We start from the raw sequence: 22,991 nt of genomic DNA, 5'->3' as shown, positions 1-22,991 counted from the left end.
ATTTATTTTCTAATTGTAGCGATTGATAAAACAAGATGTTTTTTATGAATTTATATTTTGTATTTATTTTCAATGTGGAAATAGAATATTTTTTGTGAAATAAAACAAAATGCCTCGATTTACCGAGGCATTTTGTTTTTATGTAATAGTTGGAGAATTAGTTTTCCATGTACGCTTCAATTGGCGCACAAGAACAAACTAAATTTCTATCACCATATGCTTCATCAGCTCTACGAACGGTAGGCCAGAATTTGTTTTCGGCAATGTATTCTAGTGGAAATGCAGCAGCTTCACGAGTGTATGGGAAATTCCAAGTATCAGTAGTTACCATCATTAAAGTATGTGGCGCATTTTTCAATACATTATTTGGATTGTCTAAAGTAGCAGCTTCAATTTCTTTTCTAATCGCAATCATGGCGTCACAAAAACGATCTAACTCTTCTAGGTTTTCACTTTCAGTAGGTTCAATCATTAAAGTTCCGGCTACTGGGAAAGAAACGGTTGGAGCATGAAAACCATAATCCATCAAACGTTTAGCAATATCAGTTACTTCAATTCCTTTTTCTTTAAAAGGACGGCATTCTAAAATCATTTCGTGAGCTGCACGACCCATTTCTCCAGAATACAACGTATCATAATGACCGTTTAATTTCTCTTTGATATAGTTTGCATTCAAAATGGCGTATTCAGTAGATTGTTTCAATCCTTCAGCGCCAAGCATGCAGATGTAACCATACGAGATCAAACAAACCAATGCTGAACCCCAAGGTGCAGCAGAAATTGCCGTAATAGCGGTTGAACCTCCTGTTGGAATTATAGGATTAGTTGGTAAAAATGGAACTAATTGAGGTGCAACGCATATTGGTCCTACACCTGGTCCACCACCTCCATGAGGTATAGCGAATGTTTTGTGCAAGTTTAAGTGGCAAACATCAGCGCCAATTGTAGCAGGATTTGTTAATCCAACTTGCGCATTCATATTGGCACCATCCATATATACTTGTCCACCGTTATCGTGAATCAATTGTGTGATTTCTTTGATGGCGCTTTCAAAAACACCATGAGTAGATGGATAGGTTACCATCAAACAAGAAAGATTGTCTTTGTGAAGAATTGCTTTTTCACGTAAATCCTCAATGTCAATGTTTCCGTTTTCCAATGTTTTAGTAACTACTACTTTCATTCCTGCCATCGCTGCTGAAGCTGGATTTGTTCCGTGAGCAGATGATGGAATTAAAGCAATGTTTCTATGGTAATCTCCTCTTGATTGGTGGTACGCACGAATTACCATTAATCCGGCATATTCTCCTTGAGCTCCTGAATTAGGTTGTAATGTTGTTCCTGCAAAACCTGTAATAACATTTAATTGTTGTTCTAATTTAGCCAGCATTTCTTGGTATCCTTGTGCTTGATCCAATGGTGCAAATGGGTGAATATTATTCCATTGTGCCAGACTTAAAGGCAACATTTCTGAAGCTGCATTTAGCTTCATCGTGCAAGAACCCAATGAAATCATGGAGTGATTCAATGCTAAATCTTTTCTTTCCAACATTTTGATGTAACGCATTAGCGCGGTTTCAGAATGATATTTGTTGAAAACATCATGTTGTAAGAACGTTGATGTTCTGTTAATGCTTTCTGGAAAATGATTGGTTTCTGATAAATTATCAATTGTTGTTGCTTGAGTTCCTTTTGCGGAAGCGAAAACAGCAACGATTTTATTTAAATCAGCAATACTTGTTGTTTCATTTAAAGAAATTGAAACGGTATTTTCGTCAACATAGTAAAAATTGATTTCGTTTTGTTCAGCAATCGCTTTTAATTTTTTGGCATCAGCCTGAACAGCAATGGTGTCAAAGAATGCAGTATTGATTTGTGAGAAACCTAATTTTTCTAATGTGTTTGCCAAAGTCACTGCGGAAGCATGTACTTTGTTAGCTATGTATTGTAATCCTTTTGGACCGTGATACACAGCATACATTCCTGCCATTACTGACAGTAATACTTGTGCAGTACAAATATTTGAGGTTGCTTTATCACGTTTTATGTGTTGCTCACGGGTTTGTAATGCCATACGCAAAGCCCGATTTCCATCAGTATCAACCGTTACGCCGATGATTCTCCCCGGCATGCTTCTTTTGTATTCTTCTTTTGTAGCAAAATAAGCGGCGTGTGGACCTCCATAACCTAAAGGAATTCCGAAACGTTGTGTGGTTCCTAAAACTACTGCAGCTCCCATTTCTCCCGGAGGAGTCAGTTTTACTAAACTCAAAATATCTGCAGCAACGGCTACTTTTATTTCGTTTGCGGCTGCTTTAGTGATAAAAGCCGTATAATCATGAACTTGTCCAAATTTACCTGGATATTGCAAGATTGCTCCAAAATATTCCGATGAAAAATCGAATGTTTCGTGGTTTCCAATTACTAATTCAACGCCAATTGGTGTAGAACGTGTTTGTAAAACGGATAAAGTTTGTGGTAATATTTCCTCTGAAACGAAGAATTTGTTAATGTTATTTTTCTTTTGATCGCGAGAACGAACATCAAAAAGTAATGCCATTGCTTCAGCAGCTGCAGTTCCTTCATCTAATAAAGAAGCATTAGCGATTTCCATTCCGGTCAATTCGATAACCATGGTTTGGAAATTCAAAATAGCTTCTAAACGACCTTGTGCAATTTCTGCTTGATATGGTGTGTACGCTGTATACCATCCTGGGTTTTCAAAAACATTTCTTTGGATTACCGCAGGGATAATGGCCGCATTGTATCCTAAACCTATATAAGATTGAAAAACTTTATTTTTATTCCCTAATTTTTGAATGTGATTTGCAAACTCATATTCAGTCATTGCAGGCTCTAAGTCCAAATCAGATTTTAAACGAATATCACTTGGGATAGTTTCATGGATCAGTTGGTCAAGTGTTGCTGCCCCAATTGTCTTCAACATGTGTTCTAGATCATTTTCTCTTGGGCCAATGTGTCTTAATGCAAAAGCGTCTGTTTTCATTGTGTATAAAATGGGTTGTGTGTTTCTTGTTTTAAAGGGTGTAAAAATAAATATTAATCTGCTATTAAAAGACTTTTTTAACTTGATTTTCTGTGAATTTTTCAACTAAAAGCCATTCTTGTTAACACTTTGATTAATTTTGTCTAATGAGGTTTTTGAAACTAATTTTCGATTTTTATTTAAATAGTAGCATTCACGTGGCTTTATCTTGTTATGCCTTGGTTAGAATGACGCAACATATGTTCCACATTTCAGTAGATGAGCCAGTCGCTAACTTTGCTTTTTTTGGTACAATTGTAGGATATAATTTTGTAAAATATGACGCACTGGCCAGAGTTCAACGATTGCAAATGCGCAAAGAGTTGAAAATGATTATCTTATCTAGTTTTTTTGCTCTTTTTTGTGTTGGATACTATTTTTTTCAACTGGAACGGATTACCCAGATTGTTGCTATTGTTTTTTTAAGTTTAACATTATTGTATACACTTCCCTTTTTTCCAAATAAGAAAAATGCCAGAAATTGGGCTGGTGTAAAAATTTATATTGTGGCTTTATGCTGGGTAGGAGTGACATTGGCTTTGCCAGTTTTGAATGCTGAAGTTCCAATTACTTCCGATTTCTATTTAAAATGTATGCAACGCTTTATCTTGATTTTTGTATTGGTACTTATTTTTGAAATTATTGATTTGGCAAAAGACGATCCGCATTTAAAAACCGTGCCACAGCAAATAGGAGTGAAGCACACTAAAATATTAGGGTTGTTACTTTTACTTCCGTTTTATTTTTTAGAATTTTTTAAAAGTAATTTTGACAAAAACCAATTGATTATCAACTTGATTTTAGTGATTGTCATTTCATTACTTATGCTTTTTGCAAATGAAAAACGGTCTAAATATTACACTTCCTTTTGGGTAGAAAGTGTGCCGATTGTTTGGTGGTTATTGCTTCTCATTTTCTGATAAAGCTTTCAATGTTTTATTTCTTTCGATGATAAAATTAATCATGTGATTTTTTAAAAACAGTAAATCAAATAATTCTCCAAAGAATCCATAGGGAACTTCATAATGTAATTTATCCTTCATTATAGTAACTCCGTCTTTTTCATTAAATATATGTTCATGTCGGAACGATTTGAATTTTCCTTCTTCCATTTCATCAACAAAATAGTCGTATAAATTCATGGCTGTGATTCGGCTTTTATGGGTCAAATAAACACCAAAATGTTTGCCTCGCCAAGTAACGGTTTCGTTGTAATTGATTAACCCGGAAGTGATTCCGTCAATTGCAGTTTCTTTAGTGAAATTGACAGATTCTTGGTGTGTGTCAATATCTCTGGATAGATCAAAAACAGTTTGTATTGGGGCATTTATTTTAGTTAAAACCTTAATAGTTGTTATCATATCAAATGTTTTTTGTTTTTAATAATACATTTAAAGTAATTCAAGAATAAATTGTTGTTTTTAGCTTTCTGTGCTAAAAGGGTATTAAAAAACCCGAAGCATTATACTTCGGGTTTCAAATATTTATACTTATACCAATCCTGCTCTTCTCAATAATGCATCCGGTTTTGGTTCTTGTCCTCTAAAGCGTTTGTACAAAATCATCGGATGTTCTGTTCCGCCTTTAGACAGCACGTTTTCTTTGAATTTTGTGGCTACCTCTTTATTGAAAATGCCTTTTTCTTGAAAATATTCAAAAGCATCAGCATCCAAAACTTCGGCCCATTTGTAGCTGTAATAACCAGATGAATAACCACCTTGAAAAATATGGGAAAAAGAAGTGCTCATTGCATTCTCCTTTACATCAGGATACAATTGTGTGGCTGCAAATTGTTCGGATTCAAAAGCTTTGATGTCTTTGATATTGGAAGGATCTTGCGCATGCCATCCCATATCTAATAATCCAAAACTCAATTGGCGCATCGTTGCCATTCCTTCCTGAAAACTCGCGCTTTCTTTAATTTTATGTACTAATTCCATCGGAATCATTTCGCCAGTTTGATAATGATACGCAAACAAAGCCAAAGCTTCCGGTTCGTAACACCAGTTTTCTAAAATCTGGCTTGGTAATTCTACAAAATCCCAATATACTGAAGTTCCTGATAGACTTGGATATGTTGTGTTGGCTAACATGCCGTGCAATGCATGACCAAATTCATGAAACAAAGTCGTAACTTCGTTAAAAGTTAATAATGATGGTTTCGTTTCAGTAGGTTTCGTGAAATTGCATACAATTGAAATATGCGGTCTTTCGTTGCTTCCTTTTTTGATATATTGCGATTTAAAAGACGTCATCCATGCACCGTTTCGTTTGCCTTTTCTTGGAAAGAAATCAGCATAAAAAACAGCAACCAGTTGGTCGTCTTCGTCTTTTACTGCGTATGTTTTTACTTCTTCGTGGTATTTATCCACTTCAAAAATTTCTTCAAAGGTAATTCCGAATAATTTTTGCGCTACTGCAAAAGCACCGTCCAGAACTTTTTCTAATTGAAAATAAGGCTTTAATATTTCATCATCCAAATTGAATAATTGCTGTTTCAATTTCTCCGAGTAATACGCGCCATCCCATTTTTCGAGATGTTCAATTCCGTGTTGCTCTTTTGCGAAATCAGTCAGTTGTGCAAATTCTTTCAGAGCTGCCGGTTTGGCTTTTTCCAATAAATCATTCGAGAATGTTTTTACTTTCTCTGGGCTTTCGGCCATGCGTTCTTCAAGCACAAAATGCGCGTGCGTGGCGTAACCTAAAACTTGTGCTCTGTCAAAACGTAATTTGGCAATTTTAAGCACAATTTCCTGATTGTCAAATTCATTGTTTTGAAAGCCTTTCGCGCCAAAAGCGATTGCCATTTTCTTGCGCAATTCACGATTATCTGCATAGGTCACAAACGGAACATAACTTGGATAATCTAAGGTAAAAATCCAGCCTTGCTTTTCTTGGATTTTTGCCAAAGAATGTGCAGCTTCGATAGTTCCGTCTGGTAAACCGGCTAAATCGGATTCATTTGTAATATGCAATTGATAGGCTTGGGTTTCGGCTAAAACATTTTCGCCAAATTGCAAACTCAATTTCGATAATTCTTTGTCGATTTCTCTTAATTCATTCTTTTTGTCTTCGGGCAAATTCGCTCCGTTTCTGGAAAAACTCTTGTATTTTTTGTCTAAAAGAGTGGTTTGCTCTGGATTTAGATTCAGTTTTTCTCGTTGCTCATACACCGTTTTTACTCTGGCGAATAAATCTGGATTAAGACGAACGTCATTTCCAAATTCAGACAATAAAGGTGAAACTTCCTGGGCGATTTTCTGAATTTCATCATTAGTTTCTGCAGAATTCAAGTTGAAAAAGATGCTTGAAATTCTGTCCAAAACATCGCCGCTGAAAGCTAATGCTTCAATCGTATTTTCGAAAGTTGGTTGTATCGGATTTCGAACAATAGCATCGATTTCGGCTTTTGCCAATTCGATTCCTTTTTGAAAAGCAGGAAGAAAATCTTCGTTTTTAATTTTCGAAAAAGGCGCAGTATTGTATTTTGTATTGAAATGGTGTGTTAGGATGCTCATTTGTATTTTGTAATAAAAATAATTCGATATTTAAAAGAAATCAAAGGTACGGATTTAATAAAAAAAATGGGGTTGTCTAGGGAATTGATTTGGGCCAAAATAGCGCACTATAAAGTGTTATTTAAATGTTATTTATTTCGTTTGGCAGTAATAAAGCCCTAAATTGTGAAAAAATGATTCGTTTTATAGAAGACTAATCAGAAAAAATATAATAAATTTAAAGAAAAGATGAAGTATCAAATTACAATAAATAGAGCGAATACTGTTGATGAGGTGGAAGAATATTGGACAAATGAAGATTATATTAAACTACTTGAAAAATTTGATTATCCAGATGCAGCTGAGGCAGATGCTGCCAGTTTAAGAGAATTGTTATTTATGGCAATTTCTGATTTTGAAGCCAGAGATGCTGCTGCAATTGTATTGGAATACAAATTATCTGAAGCTTTAAATGAAGGTCAGATTCAGCAAATTTCGAATGATATGTTTTTGGATAAAGTATGTGAAGAATATCCAGAGATAGGATTGCATTCGACTTTGTTTCATATTAATCAATTGCTTTTCAAAGCATACAACGGTACTTTTCCTAATGCAAAAGCGACTATTATCGAATGCAGTTTGACGCCAGCAGAAGGTGAAAATGAAAACGAATTGACTAAAGAAAGTATTTTAAAATTATTAAACAACGGATTGTCGGGTAGTAATTTAATTAAACGATTATTTGATAGTCAGATGACTGAAAATGCTCTTTTCCCAGAAGCCGAAGACATTTTATGGGATGTTAAGACTACGGATAATGTGAATTATACGATTATGACTTCTGAATATTGGTTAAGTAAAGACGATATTATTGCATCAGAATTTGAAGGAGTTCTTGAAATCGTGGTTAATGCTGAATAATGTTTCAAGATTTAAATAAATGAAAAAAGCTCCATCAAGGAGCTTTTTCTATTTCTGTAAACTTTCAGAAGCGATGTTAACGGCTTCTTTCAATCCTGTTTTGTATTTAATTATTTTTTCCATCACACTTTTATTGTGACTTCCTATAATTTGAGTGGCAAGAATTCCTGCATTTTTTGCTCCGTTTAAGGCAACGGTTGCTACGGGAACTCCGCCTGGCATTTGCAGAATGGATAATACGCTATCCCAGCCATCAATGGAATTACTTGATTTTATTGGCACGCCAATTACTGGAAGTGGCGACATAGAAGCGACCATTCCTGGCAAATGCGCTGCTCCGCCAGCACCTGCTATTACTACCGAAATTCCGCGAGTGTGTGCATTGTTGCTGAAATCAAATAATTTTTCGGGAGTTCTGTGTGCCGAAACGATATCGACTTCAATTTCTATTTCAAATGCTTTTAGGATATCTATGGCTTCTTGCATGATGGGCATATCGGATATGCTTCCCATTATTACGGCTACTTTCATTGTTTTTTATTTAAAGATTTAAAGATTTAAGTATTTAAAGATTATTGAGAAATTCAATTTAGTTGGTGTTCTGAATTGTTTAATCTTTAATTTTTTCAATCTTTCAATTAACTTATTACTCTAATCGTATTCTTTACATTCTCGGCAATTCTTCTTGCTTCATTGATGTCTTCGTTTACGATGGTGACATGTCCCATTTTTCTAAAAGGACGTGTTTGTTTTTTTCCGTAAATGTGTGGCGTAACACCATTCCAGCCCAATATTTTTTCGATGTTTTCATACACTACATTTCCGGAAAAACCTTCGGCGCCTACTAGATTTACCATAATTCCAGCTACTTTACTGTCTGTATTTCCCAGAGGTAAATCAAGAATAGCACGCAAATGGTTTTCAAATTGTGACGTATAGCTGGCTTCAATAGAATAATGACCGGAATTATGCGGGCGTGGAGCCACTTCGTTCACGAGGATTTCATCGTCCTCAGTTTGAAACATTTCTACAGCTAATAATCCCACATGATTGAATTTTTCGGAAACATTCAATGCGATTGCTCTTGCTTTTTCAGCAACTTTTTCATCAATTCGAGCAGGACAAATCACATATTCTACTTGATTGGCTTCGGGATGAAATTCCATTTCCACCACAGGATACGTTTTGATTTCACCGGAAGGATTGCGACAAACAATAACGGCCAATTCATTTTTGAACGGAACCATTTCTTCAGCAATACATTCTACATTCGCTAAATTATCCAAGTCCGAAATATGGCGGATCACTTTTACACCATTACCATCATAGCCAAATTCCGTACATTTCCACACAAATGGCAGTTTTGTTTTTGAATCTAATATAGAAACAACTAGACTTTTCAAATCGTGAAAACGTTTGTAATTTGCTGTTGGAATAGTATTTTGAGTATAGAAATCTTTCTGAATTCCTTTGTTTTGAATCAGTTTCAACGTTTTTGGAGAAGGGTATACTTTTAATCCTTCGTCCTCGAGTTTTATTAAAGCTTCTAGATTTACCAACTCAATTTCAAAAGTTAAAACGTCCACTTTTTTACCAAAGTTATAAACCGTTTCAAAATCCATTAAATCACCTTTAAAAAAATGATTACAGGCTATTTTACATGGTGCTTCATCACTTGGATCAAGAACATAAGTTTGTATGTCGAATTTTCGGGTGTCAAACAATAGCATTTTGCCCAGTTGTCCACCGCCAAGAATTCCCAATTTAAAATCAGAAGAAAAATAATTCATTGTCTAGTTGTATGTTTAGGCAAAGATACTTTATAATGATTAATAATTAAAAGATACGTGTTGTAAAATAGTTCTAAGGGTGATTCAATATTCATGTTGTTTACCGTCTCACAATTATTTTTTTTGAGAAAACACCATTGTTGGTTTCAATCTTCAAGTTGTAGAATCCTACTGATAAATTTTCAATGTTTATAGAAAACTGACTGTAGGCTAGAGGGTTCTTATATTTTCCAATAAATTTTCCATCCATAGAGTAAATAGAAACAGCAAGAATATCATTGTTGTTAGGAGCGTTTATTGTTAGGAGTTCTGATACTGGATTAGGATAAACAATTACCTCATAATTGTTCTTATATTCATTAGTAGATAGTAAATTGTCGGTATAGCAAGTTGCATTAACTATGTTTTGAGTTTTTATTAAATCTGCAATTTTGTTATTTGAAAATCCAATGTTGGTAGTATTATTATAGAAAGTGAGATCTAATGTCTTATTACTTGTTCCAAACCAATCTTGAAGTACTGTACTGAAAACTCTTCTGTAATCATGCTGAACAGTTCTTACTTGATAATTATTAGTCGAAACTGCTTCGGATAAATTAATATTTGTTCCTGATATACCTGGGTTTATAGCATTTCCAAAAACAAACATTGGGGCAATTTCACCATGATCAGTTCCTAAACTTGCATTTTCTCCCGCTTTTCGTCCAAATTCTGAAAAAGTGATAGCTACAACATCATTAGCTATGTTTTGATTGTTTAAATCTGTAATGAAAGAGTTGATTGCTTCGGATATTTGAGTTAAAAGATTCGCATGATTACCTAAATGTGTAGTATTGTTAGCCGCGACCTGCATATCATGAGTATCAAATCCTCCTACTTTAACTAAATATACCTTAGTTTCAAGACCTCCTGAAATAAAACGAGCGACTGTTTTTAACTGATTGGATAAACTCGTATTTGGATATGTTAAAGAATTAGAGCCTGAATTAAATGAGTTAGTAATAGTCTGGGCATAAGAATTTGTAGAGGTATCATTATTAATTATATATTGGATTAAGCCTCCATATTCTGAATCAGGAATATTTGTTGGGGGAGTTCCACCTAAGCCATTTACGACAGAATAAAATCCTGATAAATCCTGACCACTTATATTTAGAGACATTCCATGCTCGATAACTCCATGGAAACCTAACGAATTATCGCTACTCCCTAATTGAATGCCTAAAGGAAAATTTGAATTTAAAAAGGCAGTGTAATAATTCTCTAGAAAACGTCCTATCCATCCACTGTCAAAATAATTATTTGCCATTGTGCCGTCACCTCCTGTTAGCCACAAATCAGTCGATTTAAAATGAGATTTATCTTGAGAGGGATAGCCAACACCTTGAATGATTCTCATAAACCCTTTGTCATATAAGTCTTTAAAACCAGTCAAAGAAGGATGTAATCCCACTTGGTTTGTTAAAGGTACAGTTGAATCTAGATTGATTACGCCATTTGCTTGCCCAATATTATTAAGCTTTATATTTGGTCGTAAGGAAGCATAAGTGTCATATTGATTTAGAGGTACAATAGTGTTTAATCCATCATTAGCCCCTGCCAATTGAATTAAAACTATTTTTTTTGAGTTAGAATCAGGACAGGTCGTCATTCCTGCAGATTTAAAAAGAGCAAAAACTTCTGTAGGCAATAATGAAAGTGCGCTAGCTGTTGAAGTCAATTTAATAAAATTTCTTCTTCTCATGATATTTGTTGTTTTGTTATTAATTATTGAAATAATACTAAAACATCCGAGATTTGGGGTCTCTTAATATCGTGCCGATAAACATAATTTGGAAATAAAATTAAAACATTTGAGATTCGGGAGCTCTTAATATTTTGGTTACTAATAGCTTTAATCGAGATTCGACTACTGAACTATTATTGGTACTAATAAAATTATTCCAGGCTTCAGTCCAGTAATAATTAGTAAGACCTTGCAGGAGGAACGAATTCATAAAGTAGTTAATACGATCTGTGTCCGGTTCCTGAGCGAAAAGTGCGTTGCATAGTTCAGAAGTTAATGTAAAAGGGTTCGAAGGATTTGATATGATACCATCATTTTTTATAACTGCCGATATGTTTATTTTAGTTATAATGTTACTATTACCGCTTATTCTGTTAATGCCATCGAGCAGTGATTCTCCTAACCTATATTTCGCAATTAATGTAGAAGATGAAATCCATGTTTTGTCAAAATTTGGAGCTTGGTAGTATGCGGCGTGTCCAGCAACATTTTCGGGTTCAAATAAAATCATATTGGAACGTATAAAAAAGGTATTGCTGACAAAATAAGTCCAAAAATTATAATAAAAATAGGATGGATTTGAGGAAGGGTCAGGAATAGAAGCTTTTAAATAGGTACATATTTCTGACAATTGTTGAAGAGGTGATTTTATTATTCCACCTATAGTTTCATCGGTAGCGTTACTGTCATCTAAATCATAAAAATGTTGACTTTCTAATAATTTTCGAATTATGGGAACAATTTCATATCCATTGTCATAAAAGTCTTGAGCTAATGGATTTATTATGTCGTTTTCGACTTCTTCCGAAATGTTACTTTTCACAAAATAAGTGTATATTTTTCTACAAATGTTTTTAGCAGTAGCTGGTTGTTCAAAGACCATGTCAATATAGCTGTTTAATTCAGTATCCATCGAGGCTGCATCAGTTGCAGATGCAATTGTTTTATTATTAAAAGCACTGCTAAATGATTTAGAGCTTGTGTTGTGATCTGAAAATTGATTGTATCCTTTTGGGATTCCAGTTTCTGAATCTATTATAGATCTCTCATACTTTCTTTTAAAACCAGTTAATACTCTTGCAGCTTGCACGATATCTGATTCTGTGTAATTGGTGTAGTTCCCGGGTGCAATTTGGGCTCCTTTTCCAATAGTGAATAACTCTAAAAATTCACGAGCATAATTTTCATTTGGAGAACTTTTTATATTAGAAGTGTTATTTAAAAAAGAAAGCATCGAGTTATTTAATGTTATTTTTTTTGCTAATATTTTATAATTTCCATAGGAATAAAATAAAAGTAATCTGATGTAATCATAAAATTCAGTTGCTGATCCAAAAACTTGTTCGTTTTTTATAACTGTAAATCGAGTAGATAGAAAATGGGAAAGTTTGAATTTTAATGTAGGAGTATTTATGGCATTAAACCACCACCAACCAGTTACTATTGTGCCTTTGCCATATTGATTCGGAAATGAAGAGGCAAGATTAGTAGATTCTGTCCAAAAGCCATCTGGTGCAGTAGTTGGTAAAGAGTCATAAGGCAAATTTAAAGGGAGTGTGCTCTCTACCAATAATAAATGCAAAGCCTCGTTGGGAGTTAATTTAGAGTACTGTTCTATTAGGGCCTTGGTATAAACAAAAGTTGCTCTTCGCAATAAATGTTTAGCGTTTTTGATGCCTAAAATTGCTGTATTTGGATTTAGTGAAGCCATAGTTTTACGATTTTCAATATCCTACTACTTAAATTTAGGGATAAATAAAATTCCAACAATTTTTTTTCGATTAACGGATTTTAATAATCGTTTAACTACTTGTTTTTGAGTATATTGTTTGTTTTTTTTGTAATTTTAAATGTAAGGATTGTTTGGGTAATTAACTTGTTTGATTCGTTAGTCAGAAATTAATGCCCAATTATCAATTGTCAAATCCGAATTCTGTATCTTTGCGCATTATTTTAAACACGAAAATAATGATACAACTTCACGATAAACAATTTGTTCCGTTTATTTCTGCTAAAGAAATTGATTTTGCCATTGCTAAAATGGTTTCGCAAGTCGAAGCTGATTTTGCTCATGAAACACCTGTATTTGTGGGTGTGCTGAATGGCTCTTTTATGGTAGTTTCGGACTTTATGAAATTATACAAAAAACCATGTGAAGTATCTTTTATAAAAATGGCTTCCTATGAAGGAACTTCTTCCACAAACGAAGTGAAACAATTAATAGGTATAAATCAGGATTTGACAGGACGTAGTGTAGTTATAATCGAGGATATTGTTGATACCGGAAATACATTGGTAGAGCTGAAAGAATTATTCAAAAAACAAAATGTAAAACATTTTAAAATAGCAACACTTTTTTTCAAACCCGAAGCATATAAGAAAGATATTAAAATAGACTATGTTGGAATCCGAATTCCAAATAAATTTATTGTGGGTTTTGGCTTAGACTACGATGGCTTGGGAAGAAATTTACCTGAAGTATATAAACTAAAAGAATAACTATACAAGAACAACATGACTAACATTGTTTTATTTGGAAAACCAGGAGCTGGTAAAGGAACTCAAGCTGAGTTTTTAAAAGAAAAATACAAATTAACACATATATCAACTGGTGATGTATTTCGTTTTAATTTAAAAAATGATACAGAACTAGGCAAACAAGCAAGAGTATTTATGGATGCTGGAGATTTAGTGCCAGATGAACTCACTACAAAAATGCTGATTGATGAGGTAAACAAGCACCCAGATACTAATGGGATTTTGTTTGACGGATATCCAAGGACCATTTCACAAGCCGAGGCTTTAGATGCTTTTCTTATTTCAATAGGTTCTAAAGTTGCGGCCACAATCGCACTAGAAGCCGATGACGAGATTTTAGTAAAACGCCTATTGGAAAGAGGGAAAACAAGTGGTAGAATTGACGATCAAGATGAAGAAAAAATTAGAAATCGCTACCAAGAATATAATGAAAAAACAGCGCCTTTAATGAATTATTATGAGGAGCAAGGAAAGTTTTATGCCGTAAACGGAATAGGTTCAATCGCTGAAATTACAGAAAGAGTAAGCAACGTGATTGATAATTTATAGGAGCAATTCCAGCTGTACATTTCAAGTCCTCGTTAAAATAGCTGTTTTTCTAAGCCATAAAAGGAGCTTCCTTTGGGCGCTCTTTTTTGACAAGAAAAATCAGCTTTTTAAACTCTGGGCTTTTCATTACCATCTGGGCTAAAATCCAGATTGCAGATTTCAGAAAGTAAAAATTCAGAAATTAGATTTTAAACAAAAAACGAATCAACTAAAAAATTGGAAATACTAATAATATTTTTTCTAATACTATTAAATGGGGTTTTCTCAATGTCAGAAATCGCATTGATTTCAGCACGAAAAAACAGATTAGAGACTGCAGCAAAAAAAGGAAATAAAAGCGCTAAAATTGCACTCGATTTGGCAAATTCGCCAAACAAATTCTTATCAACCGTACAAATAGGAATAACACTAATAGGAATTCTTACTGGTATTTATAGCGGGGATAAGATAACTGTAGATGTAGAAACCTTTGTAAGTGGATTTGAATTTTTAAAACCGTACGCACACCCAGTTGCTGTAGGTTTAGTTGTTGTTGTTTTGACTTTTTTCTCTTTAGTTTTAGGAGAATTATTACCTAAAAGAATCGGTTTAAATCATCCAGAAGCCATTGCAAAAGCGGTTGCACTACCTATGAAAATTGTTTCGATAGTTACCGCGCCATTCATTTGGTTGTTAACGCATTCAACAGACTTTTTATTGGATATTTTGCAAATAAAACCCACAGCTGACGGAAAAGTAACAGAGGAGGAAATAAAAGCAATTATCAAGGAAGGCACCGAAGGAGGTGAAGTTCAGGAAATAGAACAAGATATTGTAGAACGTGTTTTTCATATTGGAGATAGAAAAATAAACTCCTTGATGACGCACAGAAAATCGGTTGTTTTTCTACCTTTGCATTCTGATAAAGAACAGGTTAGAGAGTTTATGCTCAAGGAATTGCATTCTATTTACCCGGTTTATGGCGAAAATTATGACGATATTGTTGGGGTTGTTAATCTGAAAAATATTTTTGCTCATTTTGAAAATGAAAGTTTCAATTTAGCAGCTATAATGACGGAAGCTCCTTTTATGATGGAGCAAACTACTGCTTATGTTGCTTTAGAAAATTTTAAAAAAACAGGCATACATTATGCGTTTGTATCAGATGAGTACGGTGTTTTTCAAGGTGTAATAACGTTGAATGATATTCTTGAAGCCTTGGTTGGTGATGCTTCTGATTTTTATAAAGATGATTTTCAGTTGATTGAAAGAGAAGATGGAACTTGGTTAGTTGACGGGCATTATTCGTTACATGATTTTTTGACGTACTTTGAATTAGATGAATTAATCAATGATTATGAGGTGACTACGGTGAGTGGATTAATAATGACAGAACTCTCTCATATTCCAAAACAAGGAGAAAAATTGATTTGGCAAAAATTTGAGTTAGAAGTCATTGATATGGATGGCGTGAAGATTGATAAAGTGATGGTGAAAGCACTTAAATAATTAAAATAGAAATAGACGACAGGAAAGGCAAAACAGTTTGAGTTTTTCAATCTGAAGCCCGAAAGCTGAAATCTGAAATTAAAAAAAATGACAGAGGGGAATTTTGTAGATTACGTAAAAATATATGTTTCTTCCGGAAAAGGAGGGAAAGGATCGACGCATTTGCATAGAGAAAAATTTATTGAAAAAGGTGGGCCTGATGGTGGTGATGGTGGTCGTGGAGGCCATGTTTATTTAGTGGGAAACAAAGGTCTTTGGACATTGTTTCACCTAAAATTTGCGCGTCATATTAAAGCCGGTAATGGTGGTGATGGTAGTGGAGATAGAAGCACTGGTGCCGATGGAGATGATAAATTCATTGAAGTGCCTTTGGGGACAGTAGTCAAAGATAAAGAAACGGGAGAAATATTGTTTGAAATCACCGAAGATGGTGAAAAACAAATTCTATCTCGCGGTGGAAAAGGTGGTTTAGGAAACTGGCACTTTAGAAGTTCTACGAATCAAACACCTAGATACTCACAACCTGGTTTGCCTGGTGTAGAAATGGATGTGATTTTAGAATTGAAAGTATTGGCTGATGTAGGTTTAGTAGGATTTCCTAATGCAGGAAAATCAACGTTGTTGTCAGTACTGACTTCGGCTAAACCAAAAATTGCTGATTATCCTTTTACGACTCTAAAACCGAATCTTGGAATTGTGGCCTACAGGGATTTTCAATCGTTTGTAATTGCGGATATTCCTGGAATTATTGAAGGAGCTGCTGAAGGGAAAGGTCTTGGGCATTATTTTTTAAGACATATTGAGCGTAATTCGACTTTATTATTTTTAGTTCCCGTTGATACTCCAGATATCAAAGCGGAGTACGATATTTTAGTAAACGAATTGACTAAATACAATCCTGAAATGCTAGACAAAGAGCGTTTGCTAGTAATTTCTAAATGCGATATGCTGGATGATGAGTTAAAAGCAGAATTGAAAACCGAATTGGATGTTGCTTTCAAGGATGTTCCTTATATGTTTATTTCTTCTGTGGCTCAACAAGGTTTGACAGAATTGAAAGATAAATTATGGAAAATGTTGAATGACTAGTTTTTCATTTTAAGTACATTATAAAAACCGTCTCGTGTGATATATGAGACGGTTTTTTTTGTAAAAAATAGTTAAACCTTTCACATACTTAGGGAATTTCAAGTATAAATTTCCTTATTTTTGAATTATGAAACAGTTACTATTAATTCTTTTATTTCTACCAATAATAATGTGGTCCCAGTCCAATTATGAAAAAGCTGAAAAATTTTTCAAAGAAGAGAAATATGATCAGGCACAGTTGGCTTTTGAATCAGTTTTAAAGTCCAATCCATCAGATTTAAAAACGATTGAATATCTCGGAGACATTGCAGGACAGAATAAATCTTGGGATAAAGCAATTGGATATTATAAAAAACTCAAGCAACTAAAACCATCCGAAGCTAATTATTATTATAAATACGGTGGAGCTTTAGGAATGAAAGCTAAAGAGGTAAATAAGTTTAAAGCCCTTGGAATGATTGATGAAGTGAAGTCCTCCTTCGAAAAAGCAATCACTCTAAATCCAAAGCATATTGAAGCCCGTTGGGCGTTAATTGAGTTGTATATTCAGTTGCCAGGAATTGTTGGAGGAAGTGAATCTAAAGCCATTAAATATTCAAATGAATTATTGCGATTGTCTCCTATGGATGGATATTTGTCAAGAGGGCATATAGAGGAATATTTTAAAAGATATAAAGTAGCAGAATTGCAGTATAAAAAAGCTATAATTGTAGGTGGTTCAAAGACTAGTTATCAAAAGTTAGCTAGCTTATACAAGAATAAAATGCAAGAGCCTGAAAAAGCAAAAGCAATATTAGAAAACTATAATAATAAAAAAGTTCAAGATTAATTTTATATCTTCTTGAATTAAACAATCATAAACTGAAAATTAGAATGCGTACACATTTTATAGCTATCGGCGGAAGCGCGATGCACAATCTCGCTTTAGCACTGCACAACAAAGGGTATCAAGTTACAGGAAGTGATGATGCGATTTTTGAACCATCAAAATCAAGATTAGATAAAAAAGGAATTTTGCCGTCAGAATTGGGCTGGTTTCCTGAAAAAATAACGTCAGCTGTTGAAGCAGTTATTCTTGGAATGCATGCTAAGGCTGATAATCCAGAATTACTGAAAGCACAAGAATTAGGATTGAAAATATATTCTTATCCTGAATTTCTTTACGAACAATCCAAAAATAAAACACGGGTAGTGATTGGCGGTTCTCATGGGAAAACTACCATTACTTCAATGATTTTACATGTGATGCATTACCATGATATAGCTGTAGATTACATGGTTGGCGCACAACTGGAAGGCTTCGATACGATGGTGCATCTTACGGAGGAAAATGATTTTATAGTTTTAGAAGGAGATGAATATTTGTCTTCGCCAATAGACAGAAGACCAAAATTTCATTTGTATCAACCTAATATCGCTTTGATTTCAGGGATTGCTTGGGATCATATCAATGTTTTTCCAACGTATGAGAATTACGTAGAACAGTTCGAAATTTTTATTGATAAAATTACAAATGGCGGAATATTGGTTTACAACGAAGATGACTCTGAAGTAAAACGTGTTGCGGAAGCTGCTACGAATCCAATTCGAAAATTAGCATATCATACTCCAAAATACGCTGTTAATGACGGTGTTACCCTGCTGGAAACTCCTGAAGGCGATATGCCAATTGAAGTTTTTGGAGCGCATAACCTGAATAATTTAGCTGGAGCCAAATGGATTTGTCAAAACATGGGTGTTGATGAAGCTGATTTTTATGAAGCAATAGCTAGTTTTAAAGGTGCATCAAAAAGATTGGAGAAAATTGCCGAAAGCAAAAACAAAGTTGCATATAAAGATTTTGCCCATTCGCCAAGCAAAGTGTCTGCCACTACAAAAGCAGTGAAAGAACAATATCCAAACCGAACTTTAATAGCTTGTTTAGAATTACATACCTACAGCAGTTTGAATGCAGAATTTTTAAAAGAGTACGAAGGCGCACTAGAATATGCTGATAAAGCCGTAGTTTTTTATTCACCTGATGCAGTAAAAATCAAACAGCTTGAAGAAGTTACTTACGAACAGATTGCTAAATCTTTTAACCGTGAAGATTTAATTATTTATACCAATCCAAAAGATTTCAAGGACTATTTGTTCAACTTAAATCTTGAAAATTCGGCTTTGTTGTTGATGAGTTCGGGTAATTACGGCGGATTAAACTTTGAAGAAGTAAAGGAATTGGTAAAGTAAAAGTGGTATGAAAGACAAAATTAGAATTGTTACGACTACAAGTGAAAACCCAGATTTTGTCAATTTGATTGCCGCTTTGGATGAAAGTTTATGGGAGCGTTATCCGGAATTGAAATCGGATTATTGGGGTAATAATATCATCGAGTTGAATCCAAATGTTATTGTTCTTTATTCAGAAAATAAACCCGTAGCTTGTGGTTGTTTTAAAAAATACGATAAAAATACAATTGAAATAAAGCGTATGTTTGTTTCACCCGAAGCAAGAGGAATGGGTTTAGCCCAAACTATTTTGCGTGAATTAGAACTTTGGGCACAAGATTTAGGATATTCGTTTTCTGTTTTGGAAACGTTATACAAACAAAAGGAAGCCATTGCATTATATCAAAAAACGGGATATAGTATAGTTGATAATTACGAGCCTTATGTAGGTTTAGAAAATAGTATTTGCATGCGGAAACCAATTTAAACAACAAAATAAATGGCTGAGAATTCCTTTTTTCCTATTACGAATTGGTCCGAAGACGATAAGCCGCGCGAAAAGCTGATGCTCAAAGGCAAAAGTGTCTTGAGCGATGCGGAATTAATAGCAATTTTGATTGGTTCAGGAAGTAGAAATGAATCAGCAGTGGACTTAAGTAAAAGGATTTTGGCGAGTGTAGATACTAATTTGAACGCATTAGGAAAAGTATCACTTTCGCAATTAATGAGTTTTAAAGGAATAGGAGAGGCAAAGGCTATTTCGATTATTGCTGCTTTAGAATTGGGAAGAAGAAGAAGGGCGGAAGGAGCTGTGGAATTAAAGAAAGTCACATCCAGCAAAATAATTTTCGAAATCATACAGCCCATTATCGGCGAATTGCCACATGAGGAATTTTGGATTATATATTTGAATAACTCTAATAAGGTCATTTCGAAATCCCAGTTAAGTAAAGGTGGTATAACCGGAACACTGGTTGATGTTCGCCTCGTTTTTAAAACTGCACTTGAAATGGGTGCAACAGGACTAATCTTGTGTCACAATCATCCGTCGGGGACTTTGATTCCAAGTGAAGCAGATAAACAAATTACAAAGAAATTAAAATTAGCAGGCGATAGTTTGGAAATAAAAGTATTAGATCATTTGATTGTTACTGAAAAGAACTATTTTAGTTTTGTTGATGAGGGAATATTTTAAAACATAAAATGAAACATACTATAATAACTGATGTTTTCTTTGATTTAGATCATACACTTTGGGATTTTGATAAAAATTCAGAGTTGACATTTGAGACTATTTTCAATAAAAATCATCCATCAGTAGAAACTAAATCCTTTATTGAAAAATATGTTCCAATAAACCAAGAATGTTGGAAGTTATATCAATATGATAAAATTACGCATGAGGAATTACGCTACAACAGGTTAAAACATTCTTTCGATGCACTTGATTATTATATTTCTGATGAAGAAATAGATGTTATTGCAAATGATTATATTCGTTTTTTACCCGAAAACAATCATCTTTTTGATGGGACTTTTGAGGTTTTAGAATATTTGAATCAAAAATATAATCTTCATATAATCACAAATGGTTTTGCAGAGGTTCAGTATAAAAAAATAAATAATTCTAATATTGGGAGTTATTTTCAAACGGTTACTAACTCTGAAATGGCCGGAGTCAAAAAACCGAATCCTATTATTTTTGATTATGCTTTAGATTTGGCCAAAGCTAAAAAAGAAAATAGTATAATGATTGGGGATAGTTTTGAGGCTGATGTTCAGGGGGCACTTAATGCTGGATTAGACGCTATTTTTTTTAATGAAAGTAAAATACATATAGAACAAAATATTAAACAAATTAATCATTTATTAGAACTAAAAAAATATTTATAGATATGAAAAAGCAATTCTTAGTATTGTTGTTATTGGTCGTTGGTTGTTCTTATTCCCAATCTGTTAACGATTACAAAGCAGTAATAATTCCTTTGAAATATGATTTTCTTAATGGGGAGAATCAATTCCGTTTAAATACATTAACAAAGTTTAACTTAAACAAGGCTGGTTTTGTTTCGTTTTATGCTAGTGAAACTTTATCCTCTGAATATAATGAAAGATGTAGTTTGTTGTATGTTGATGTGGTAAAAGAAAATGGTTTTTTGACCACAAAACTTTTTATAACCTTGAAAGATTGTTATGGAAAAATAATATTCCAATCGATTACAGGAAAAAGTAAAGAGAAAGAATATAAGCTAGCTTATACCGAAGCATTAAACGAGGCATTCAAGTCTATTTATGATCTACACTATACTTATAGTGGTGTTATGGCTCCTGCACAACCTATGATGCTTCAAAATCAAGCCTCTCCTAAAGTGGTTGAAAAAGTAGTTATTACAGAGGGTAAACCAATTAGCGATATTGTAGATTCTAATTTGCTATATGCACAAGCAACGGCTACTGGATATCAATTGATTGATAATACTCCACAAGTAGTTATGAAGTTGTTAAAAACTTCTCAACCGAATTCCTTTATTGCCATTAAAGGTTCGGTACAAGGTTCTTTAATTTTAAAAGAAAATCAGTGGTATTTTGAATATTATCAAAACGATAAATTAATGTCTGAAAAAGTAGCTGTCAAGTTTTAGGCTTCAGAAATCTGTTGCTAAAAATAGTTTCATAAAAAAATGTCTCGAGAAATCAAGACATTTTTTTATGAAATTTAATATCCGTATTTATCTTTCCAACGGTTTTTAAGAAATTCCCGGATGCTATTTTCTCTGGAATTGTTTCCAGGAACATAAATTGGAGTTTTGCTTAATGCCTCAGGTAAAAATTCTTGTTCAGTAAAATTGTTGTTGTAATCGTGTGAATATTTGTATTCTTCACCATAGCCTAATTCTTTCATTAATTTCGTTGGTGCATTGCGTAAGTGAATAGGTACCGGTAAATCTCCAGTTTGTTTTACTATTTGTTGAGCGCTCCCAATAGCTAAGTATGAAGCATTACTCTTTGGAGAAGTTGCTAAATAAACGGCACATTGGCTCAATATAATTCTACTTTCTGGATATCCAATTGTAGCCACGGCCTGAAAAGTATTATTAGCCATAATAAAAGCAGTTGGATTTGCATTTCCTATGTCTTCACTACTCAGAATAAGCATTCTTCGAGCAATAAATTTTACGTCTTCACCACCTTCAATCATTCGGGCGAGCCAATATACAGCACCATTTGGATCACTTCCCCGAATTGATTTTATAAAAGCAGAAACAATGTCATAATGTTGCTCGCCGGTTTTGTCATACAAAACGGTATTTTGTTGGACCAAGGCAAAAACACGATCATTTGTAATTATAATTTCGTCTTCATTAGACGCATTTACGACAAGTTCAAAAATATTTAATAGCTTTCGTCCATCGCCACCGGAAAGTCTCAGTAATGCTTCTGTTTCGCTTAAAACAATATTTTTTGTAGATAAATAAGCGTCTGTTTTCATGGCGCGTTCCAGCAAAGACTCTAAATCTTTTTTGGTAAAAGCATTCAAAATATAAACCTGACAACGGGAAAGTAATGCAGGAATCACTTCAAAACTCGGGTTTTCTGTAGTGGCGCCAATAAGTGTTATCCAACCTTTTTCTACTGCTGCCAGCAAAGAATCTTGTTGTGATTTGCTAAAACGGTGAATCTCATCAATAAATAAAATAGGATTTTTAGCGGTAAACAAACCACCGCTTTGCTTCGCTTTTTCAATCACATCACGAATATCTTTTACACCAGAATTGATGGCGCTCAAAATATAAAAGGGACGTTTTGATTCTTGTGCAATAATTTGTGCCAATGTAGTTTTTCCAGTTCCCGGTGGTCCCCAAAATATTAATGAAGGGATGATTCCTTTTGCAATTTGTTGCGTCAATGATCCATTTGGTCCTACAAGGTGGGATTGACTTATGTAGTCTTCTAATTTTTGTGGTCGTATGCGTTCTGCAAGTGGTGCTTCCATTTTTGTTTAACCGGTAATTTGGTTATTCGTTGATTCGATAAATTTCCGATTACAAATTTAGTCATAATCTAGTTGCCGATTTAAC

General features: G+C 34.0%; 20 protein-coding genes. 12 read left to right on the top strand and 8 right to left on the bottom strand.

Annotation, left to right across the window (positions count from 1 at the left end):
- Positions 1 to 157: 157 nt before the first annotated feature.
- The gene (gcvP, locus tag V5J73_RS12320; RefSeq protein WP_338646252.1) at positions 158 to 3,007 is read right to left on the bottom strand and encodes an aminomethyl-transferring glycine dehydrogenase; all 2,850 of its coding nucleotides are present in this window, start codon (positions 3,005 to 3,007) and stop codon (positions 158 to 160) included.
- A 146-nt stretch (positions 3,008 to 3,153) separates the two neighbouring features.
- Here gcvP and V5J73_RS12315 point away from each other — a divergent pair, with 146 nt between their 5' ends.
- Positions 3,154 to 3,966, top strand: a complete 813-nt coding sequence (locus V5J73_RS12315) for a hypothetical protein (RefSeq protein WP_338646251.1) — start codon at positions 3,154 to 3,156, stop codon at positions 3,964 to 3,966.
- On the opposite strand, the gene V5J73_RS12310 is transcribed toward V5J73_RS12315, so the two are convergent.
- Together V5J73_RS12310 and V5J73_RS12305 are read right to left on the bottom strand one after the other, a co-directional pair.
- The gene (locus V5J73_RS12310; RefSeq protein WP_315167230.1) at positions 3,946 to 4,407 is read right to left on the bottom strand and encodes an SRPBCC family protein; all 462 of its coding nucleotides are present in this window, start codon (positions 4,405 to 4,407) and stop codon (positions 3,946 to 3,948) included. The two genes, V5J73_RS12315 and V5J73_RS12310, sit on opposite strands and share 21 nt — an antisense overlap.
- A 129-nt stretch (positions 4,408 to 4,536) precedes the next feature.
- On the bottom strand, positions 4,537 to 6,564 hold the full coding sequence (locus V5J73_RS12305; RefSeq protein WP_338646250.1) for a M3 family metallopeptidase: 2,028 nt from the start codon (positions 6,562 to 6,564) through the stop codon (positions 4,537 to 4,539).
- Positions 6,565 to 6,792: 228 nt separating this feature from the next.
- Between V5J73_RS12305 and V5J73_RS12300 the strand changes: the two genes are divergently transcribed.
- Positions 6,793 to 7,464, top strand: coding sequence for a hypothetical protein (locus V5J73_RS12300; RefSeq protein ID WP_338646249.1), 672 nt, complete (start codon positions 6,793 to 6,795; stop codon positions 7,462 to 7,464).
- Between the two features lie 48 nt (positions 7,465 to 7,512).
- Here V5J73_RS12300 and purE read toward each other — a convergent pair whose 3' ends face one another.
- The 4 genes from purE to V5J73_RS12280 form a co-directional block, all read right to left on the bottom strand.
- Entirely contained in the window at positions 7,513 to 7,995 is a 483-nt protein-coding gene (gene purE / locus V5J73_RS12295) for a 5-(carboxyamino)imidazole ribonucleotide mutase (RefSeq protein WP_338646248.1), read from the bottom strand.
- 107 nt (positions 7,996 to 8,102) lie between these two features.
- Positions 8,103 to 9,254: a 5-(carboxyamino)imidazole ribonucleotide synthase gene (locus V5J73_RS12290; protein ID WP_338646247.1), complete on the bottom strand. Its 1,152-nt coding sequence runs from the start codon at positions 9,252 to 9,254 to the stop codon at positions 8,103 to 8,105.
- A 100-nt stretch (positions 9,255 to 9,354) separates the two neighbouring features.
- Complete coding sequence (locus V5J73_RS12285) at positions 9,355 to 10,998, bottom strand: DUF1501 domain-containing protein (protein WP_338646246.1); 1,644 nt, start codon at positions 10,996 to 10,998, stop codon at positions 9,355 to 9,357.
- Between the two features lie 100 nt (positions 10,999 to 11,098).
- The gene (locus V5J73_RS12280; RefSeq protein WP_338646245.1) at positions 11,099 to 12,751 is read right to left on the bottom strand and encodes a DUF1800 family protein; all 1,653 of its coding nucleotides are present in this window, start codon (positions 12,749 to 12,751) and stop codon (positions 11,099 to 11,101) included.
- A 257-nt stretch (positions 12,752 to 13,008) separates the two neighbouring features.
- Between V5J73_RS12280 and hpt the strand changes: the two genes are divergently transcribed.
- The 10 genes from hpt (at position 13,009) to V5J73_RS12230 (ending at position 21,554) form a co-directional block, all read left to right on the top strand.
- Complete coding sequence (hpt, locus tag V5J73_RS12275) at positions 13,009 to 13,539, top strand: hypoxanthine phosphoribosyltransferase (RefSeq protein WP_338646244.1); 531 nt, start codon at positions 13,009 to 13,011, stop codon at positions 13,537 to 13,539.
- A 15-nt stretch (positions 13,540 to 13,554) separates the two neighbouring features.
- Positions 13,555 to 14,127, top strand: a complete 573-nt coding sequence (locus V5J73_RS12270; RefSeq protein ID WP_338646243.1) for an adenylate kinase — start codon at positions 13,555 to 13,557, stop codon at positions 14,125 to 14,127.
- Between the two features lie 267 nt (positions 14,128 to 14,394).
- Complete coding sequence (locus tag V5J73_RS12265; protein ID WP_338646242.1) at positions 14,395 to 15,615, top strand: hemolysin family protein; 1,221 nt, start codon at positions 14,395 to 14,397, stop codon at positions 15,613 to 15,615.
- A gap of 87 nt (positions 15,616 to 15,702) precedes the next feature.
- Positions 15,703 to 16,704, top strand: coding sequence for a GTPase ObgE (gene obgE, locus V5J73_RS12260; RefSeq protein WP_099713458.1), 1,002 nt, complete (start codon positions 15,703 to 15,705; stop codon positions 16,702 to 16,704).
- Positions 16,705 to 16,831: 127 nt separating this feature from the next.
- Complete coding sequence (locus tag V5J73_RS12255; RefSeq protein WP_338646241.1) at positions 16,832 to 17,533, top strand: tetratricopeptide repeat protein; 702 nt, start codon at positions 16,832 to 16,834, stop codon at positions 17,531 to 17,533.
- Between the two features lie 44 nt (positions 17,534 to 17,577).
- Entirely contained in the window at positions 17,578 to 18,933 is a 1,356-nt protein-coding gene (locus V5J73_RS12250) for a UDP-N-acetylmuramate--L-alanine ligase (protein ID WP_338646240.1), read from the top strand.
- Between the two features lie 7 nt (positions 18,934 to 18,940).
- Positions 18,941 to 19,399: a GNAT family N-acetyltransferase gene (locus V5J73_RS12245; RefSeq protein ID WP_338646239.1), complete on the top strand. Its 459-nt coding sequence runs from the start codon at positions 18,941 to 18,943 to the stop codon at positions 19,397 to 19,399.
- 12 nt (positions 19,400 to 19,411) lie between these two features.
- Positions 19,412 to 20,107, top strand: a complete 696-nt coding sequence (radC, locus tag V5J73_RS12240; RefSeq protein ID WP_338646238.1) for a RadC family protein — start codon at positions 19,412 to 19,414, stop codon at positions 20,105 to 20,107.
- Positions 20,108 to 20,115: 8 nt separating this feature from the next.
- Positions 20,116 to 20,805 carry a YjjG family noncanonical pyrimidine nucleotidase gene (locus tag V5J73_RS12235; protein WP_338646236.1) on the top strand — a complete coding sequence of 230 codons (690 nt, stop codon included), beginning with the start codon at positions 20,116 to 20,118 and terminating at the stop codon, positions 20,803 to 20,805.
- 2 nt (positions 20,806 to 20,807) lie between these two features.
- On the top strand, positions 20,808 to 21,554 hold the full coding sequence (locus tag V5J73_RS12230; RefSeq protein WP_338646234.1) for a hypothetical protein: 747 nt from the start codon (positions 20,808 to 20,810) through the stop codon (positions 21,552 to 21,554).
- Positions 21,555 to 21,628: 74 nt separating this feature from the next.
- Here V5J73_RS12230 and V5J73_RS12225 read toward each other — a convergent pair whose 3' ends face one another.
- The gene (locus V5J73_RS12225) at positions 21,629 to 22,906 is read right to left on the bottom strand and encodes a replication-associated recombination protein A (RefSeq protein ID WP_338646233.1); all 1,278 of its coding nucleotides are present in this window, start codon (positions 22,904 to 22,906) and stop codon (positions 21,629 to 21,631) included.
- Positions 22,907 to 22,991 lie beyond the last annotated feature (85 nt).

Origin of the sequence: Flavobacterium sp. KS-LB2 (genome assembly GCF_036895565.1) — a bacterium.
Lineage (GTDB): Bacteria > Bacteroidota > Bacteroidia > Flavobacteriales > Flavobacteriaceae > Flavobacterium.
Note: the sequence above shows the minus strand (reverse complement) of the source record. Positions and strands in the feature narration are given on the sequence as shown.

Excerpts from the sequence above, each read along its gene's own strand:
- gcvP (WP_338646252.1), bottom strand. The coding sequence starts at position 3,007 with ATGAAAACAGACGCTTTTGCATTAAGACACATTGGCCCAAGAGAAAAT.
- V5J73_RS12315 (WP_338646251.1), top strand. The coding sequence starts at position 3,154 with ATGAGGTTTTTGAAACTAATTTTCGATTTTTATTTAAATAGTAGCATT.
- V5J73_RS12310 (WP_315167230.1), bottom strand. The coding sequence starts at position 4,407 with ATGATAACAACTATTAAGGTTTTAACTAAAATAAATGCCCCAATACAA.
- V5J73_RS12305 (WP_338646250.1), bottom strand. The coding sequence starts at position 6,564 with ATGAGCATCCTAACACACCATTTCAATACAAAATACAATACTGCGCCT.
- V5J73_RS12300 (WP_338646249.1), top strand. The coding sequence starts at position 6,793 with ATGAAGTATCAAATTACAATAAATAGAGCGAATACTGTTGATGAGGTG.
- purE (WP_338646248.1), bottom strand. The coding sequence starts at position 7,995 with ATGAAAGTAGCCGTAATAATGGGAAGCATATCCGATATGCCCATCATG.
- V5J73_RS12290 (WP_338646247.1), bottom strand. The coding sequence starts at position 9,254 with ATGAATTATTTTTCTTCTGATTTTAAATTGGGAATTCTTGGCGGTGGA.
- V5J73_RS12285 (WP_338646246.1), bottom strand. The coding sequence starts at position 10,998 with ATGAGAAGAAGAAATTTTATTAAATTGACTTCAACAGCTAGCGCACTT.
- V5J73_RS12280 (WP_338646245.1), bottom strand. The coding sequence starts at position 12,751 with ATGGCTTCACTAAATCCAAATACAGCAATTTTAGGCATCAAAAACGCT.
- hpt (WP_338646244.1), top strand. The coding sequence starts at position 13,009 with ATGATACAACTTCACGATAAACAATTTGTTCCGTTTATTTCTGCTAAA.
- V5J73_RS12270 (WP_338646243.1), top strand. The coding sequence starts at position 13,555 with ATGACTAACATTGTTTTATTTGGAAAACCAGGAGCTGGTAAAGGAACT.
- V5J73_RS12265 (WP_338646242.1), top strand. The coding sequence starts at position 14,395 with ATGTCAGAAATCGCATTGATTTCAGCACGAAAAAACAGATTAGAGACT.
- obgE (WP_099713458.1), top strand. The coding sequence starts at position 15,703 with ATGACAGAGGGGAATTTTGTAGATTACGTAAAAATATATGTTTCTTCC.
- V5J73_RS12255 (WP_338646241.1), top strand. The coding sequence starts at position 16,832 with ATGAAACAGTTACTATTAATTCTTTTATTTCTACCAATAATAATGTGG.
- V5J73_RS12250 (WP_338646240.1), top strand. The coding sequence starts at position 17,578 with ATGCGTACACATTTTATAGCTATCGGCGGAAGCGCGATGCACAATCTC.
- V5J73_RS12245 (WP_338646239.1), top strand. The coding sequence starts at position 18,941 with ATGAAAGACAAAATTAGAATTGTTACGACTACAAGTGAAAACCCAGAT.
- radC (WP_338646238.1), top strand. The coding sequence starts at position 19,412 with ATGGCTGAGAATTCCTTTTTTCCTATTACGAATTGGTCCGAAGACGAT.
- V5J73_RS12235 (WP_338646236.1), top strand. The coding sequence starts at position 20,116 with ATGAAACATACTATAATAACTGATGTTTTCTTTGATTTAGATCATACA.
- V5J73_RS12230 (WP_338646234.1), top strand. The coding sequence starts at position 20,808 with ATGAAAAAGCAATTCTTAGTATTGTTGTTATTGGTCGTTGGTTGTTCT.
- V5J73_RS12225 (WP_338646233.1), bottom strand. The coding sequence starts at position 22,906 with ATGGAAGCACCACTTGCAGAACGCATACGACCACAAAAATTAGAAGAC.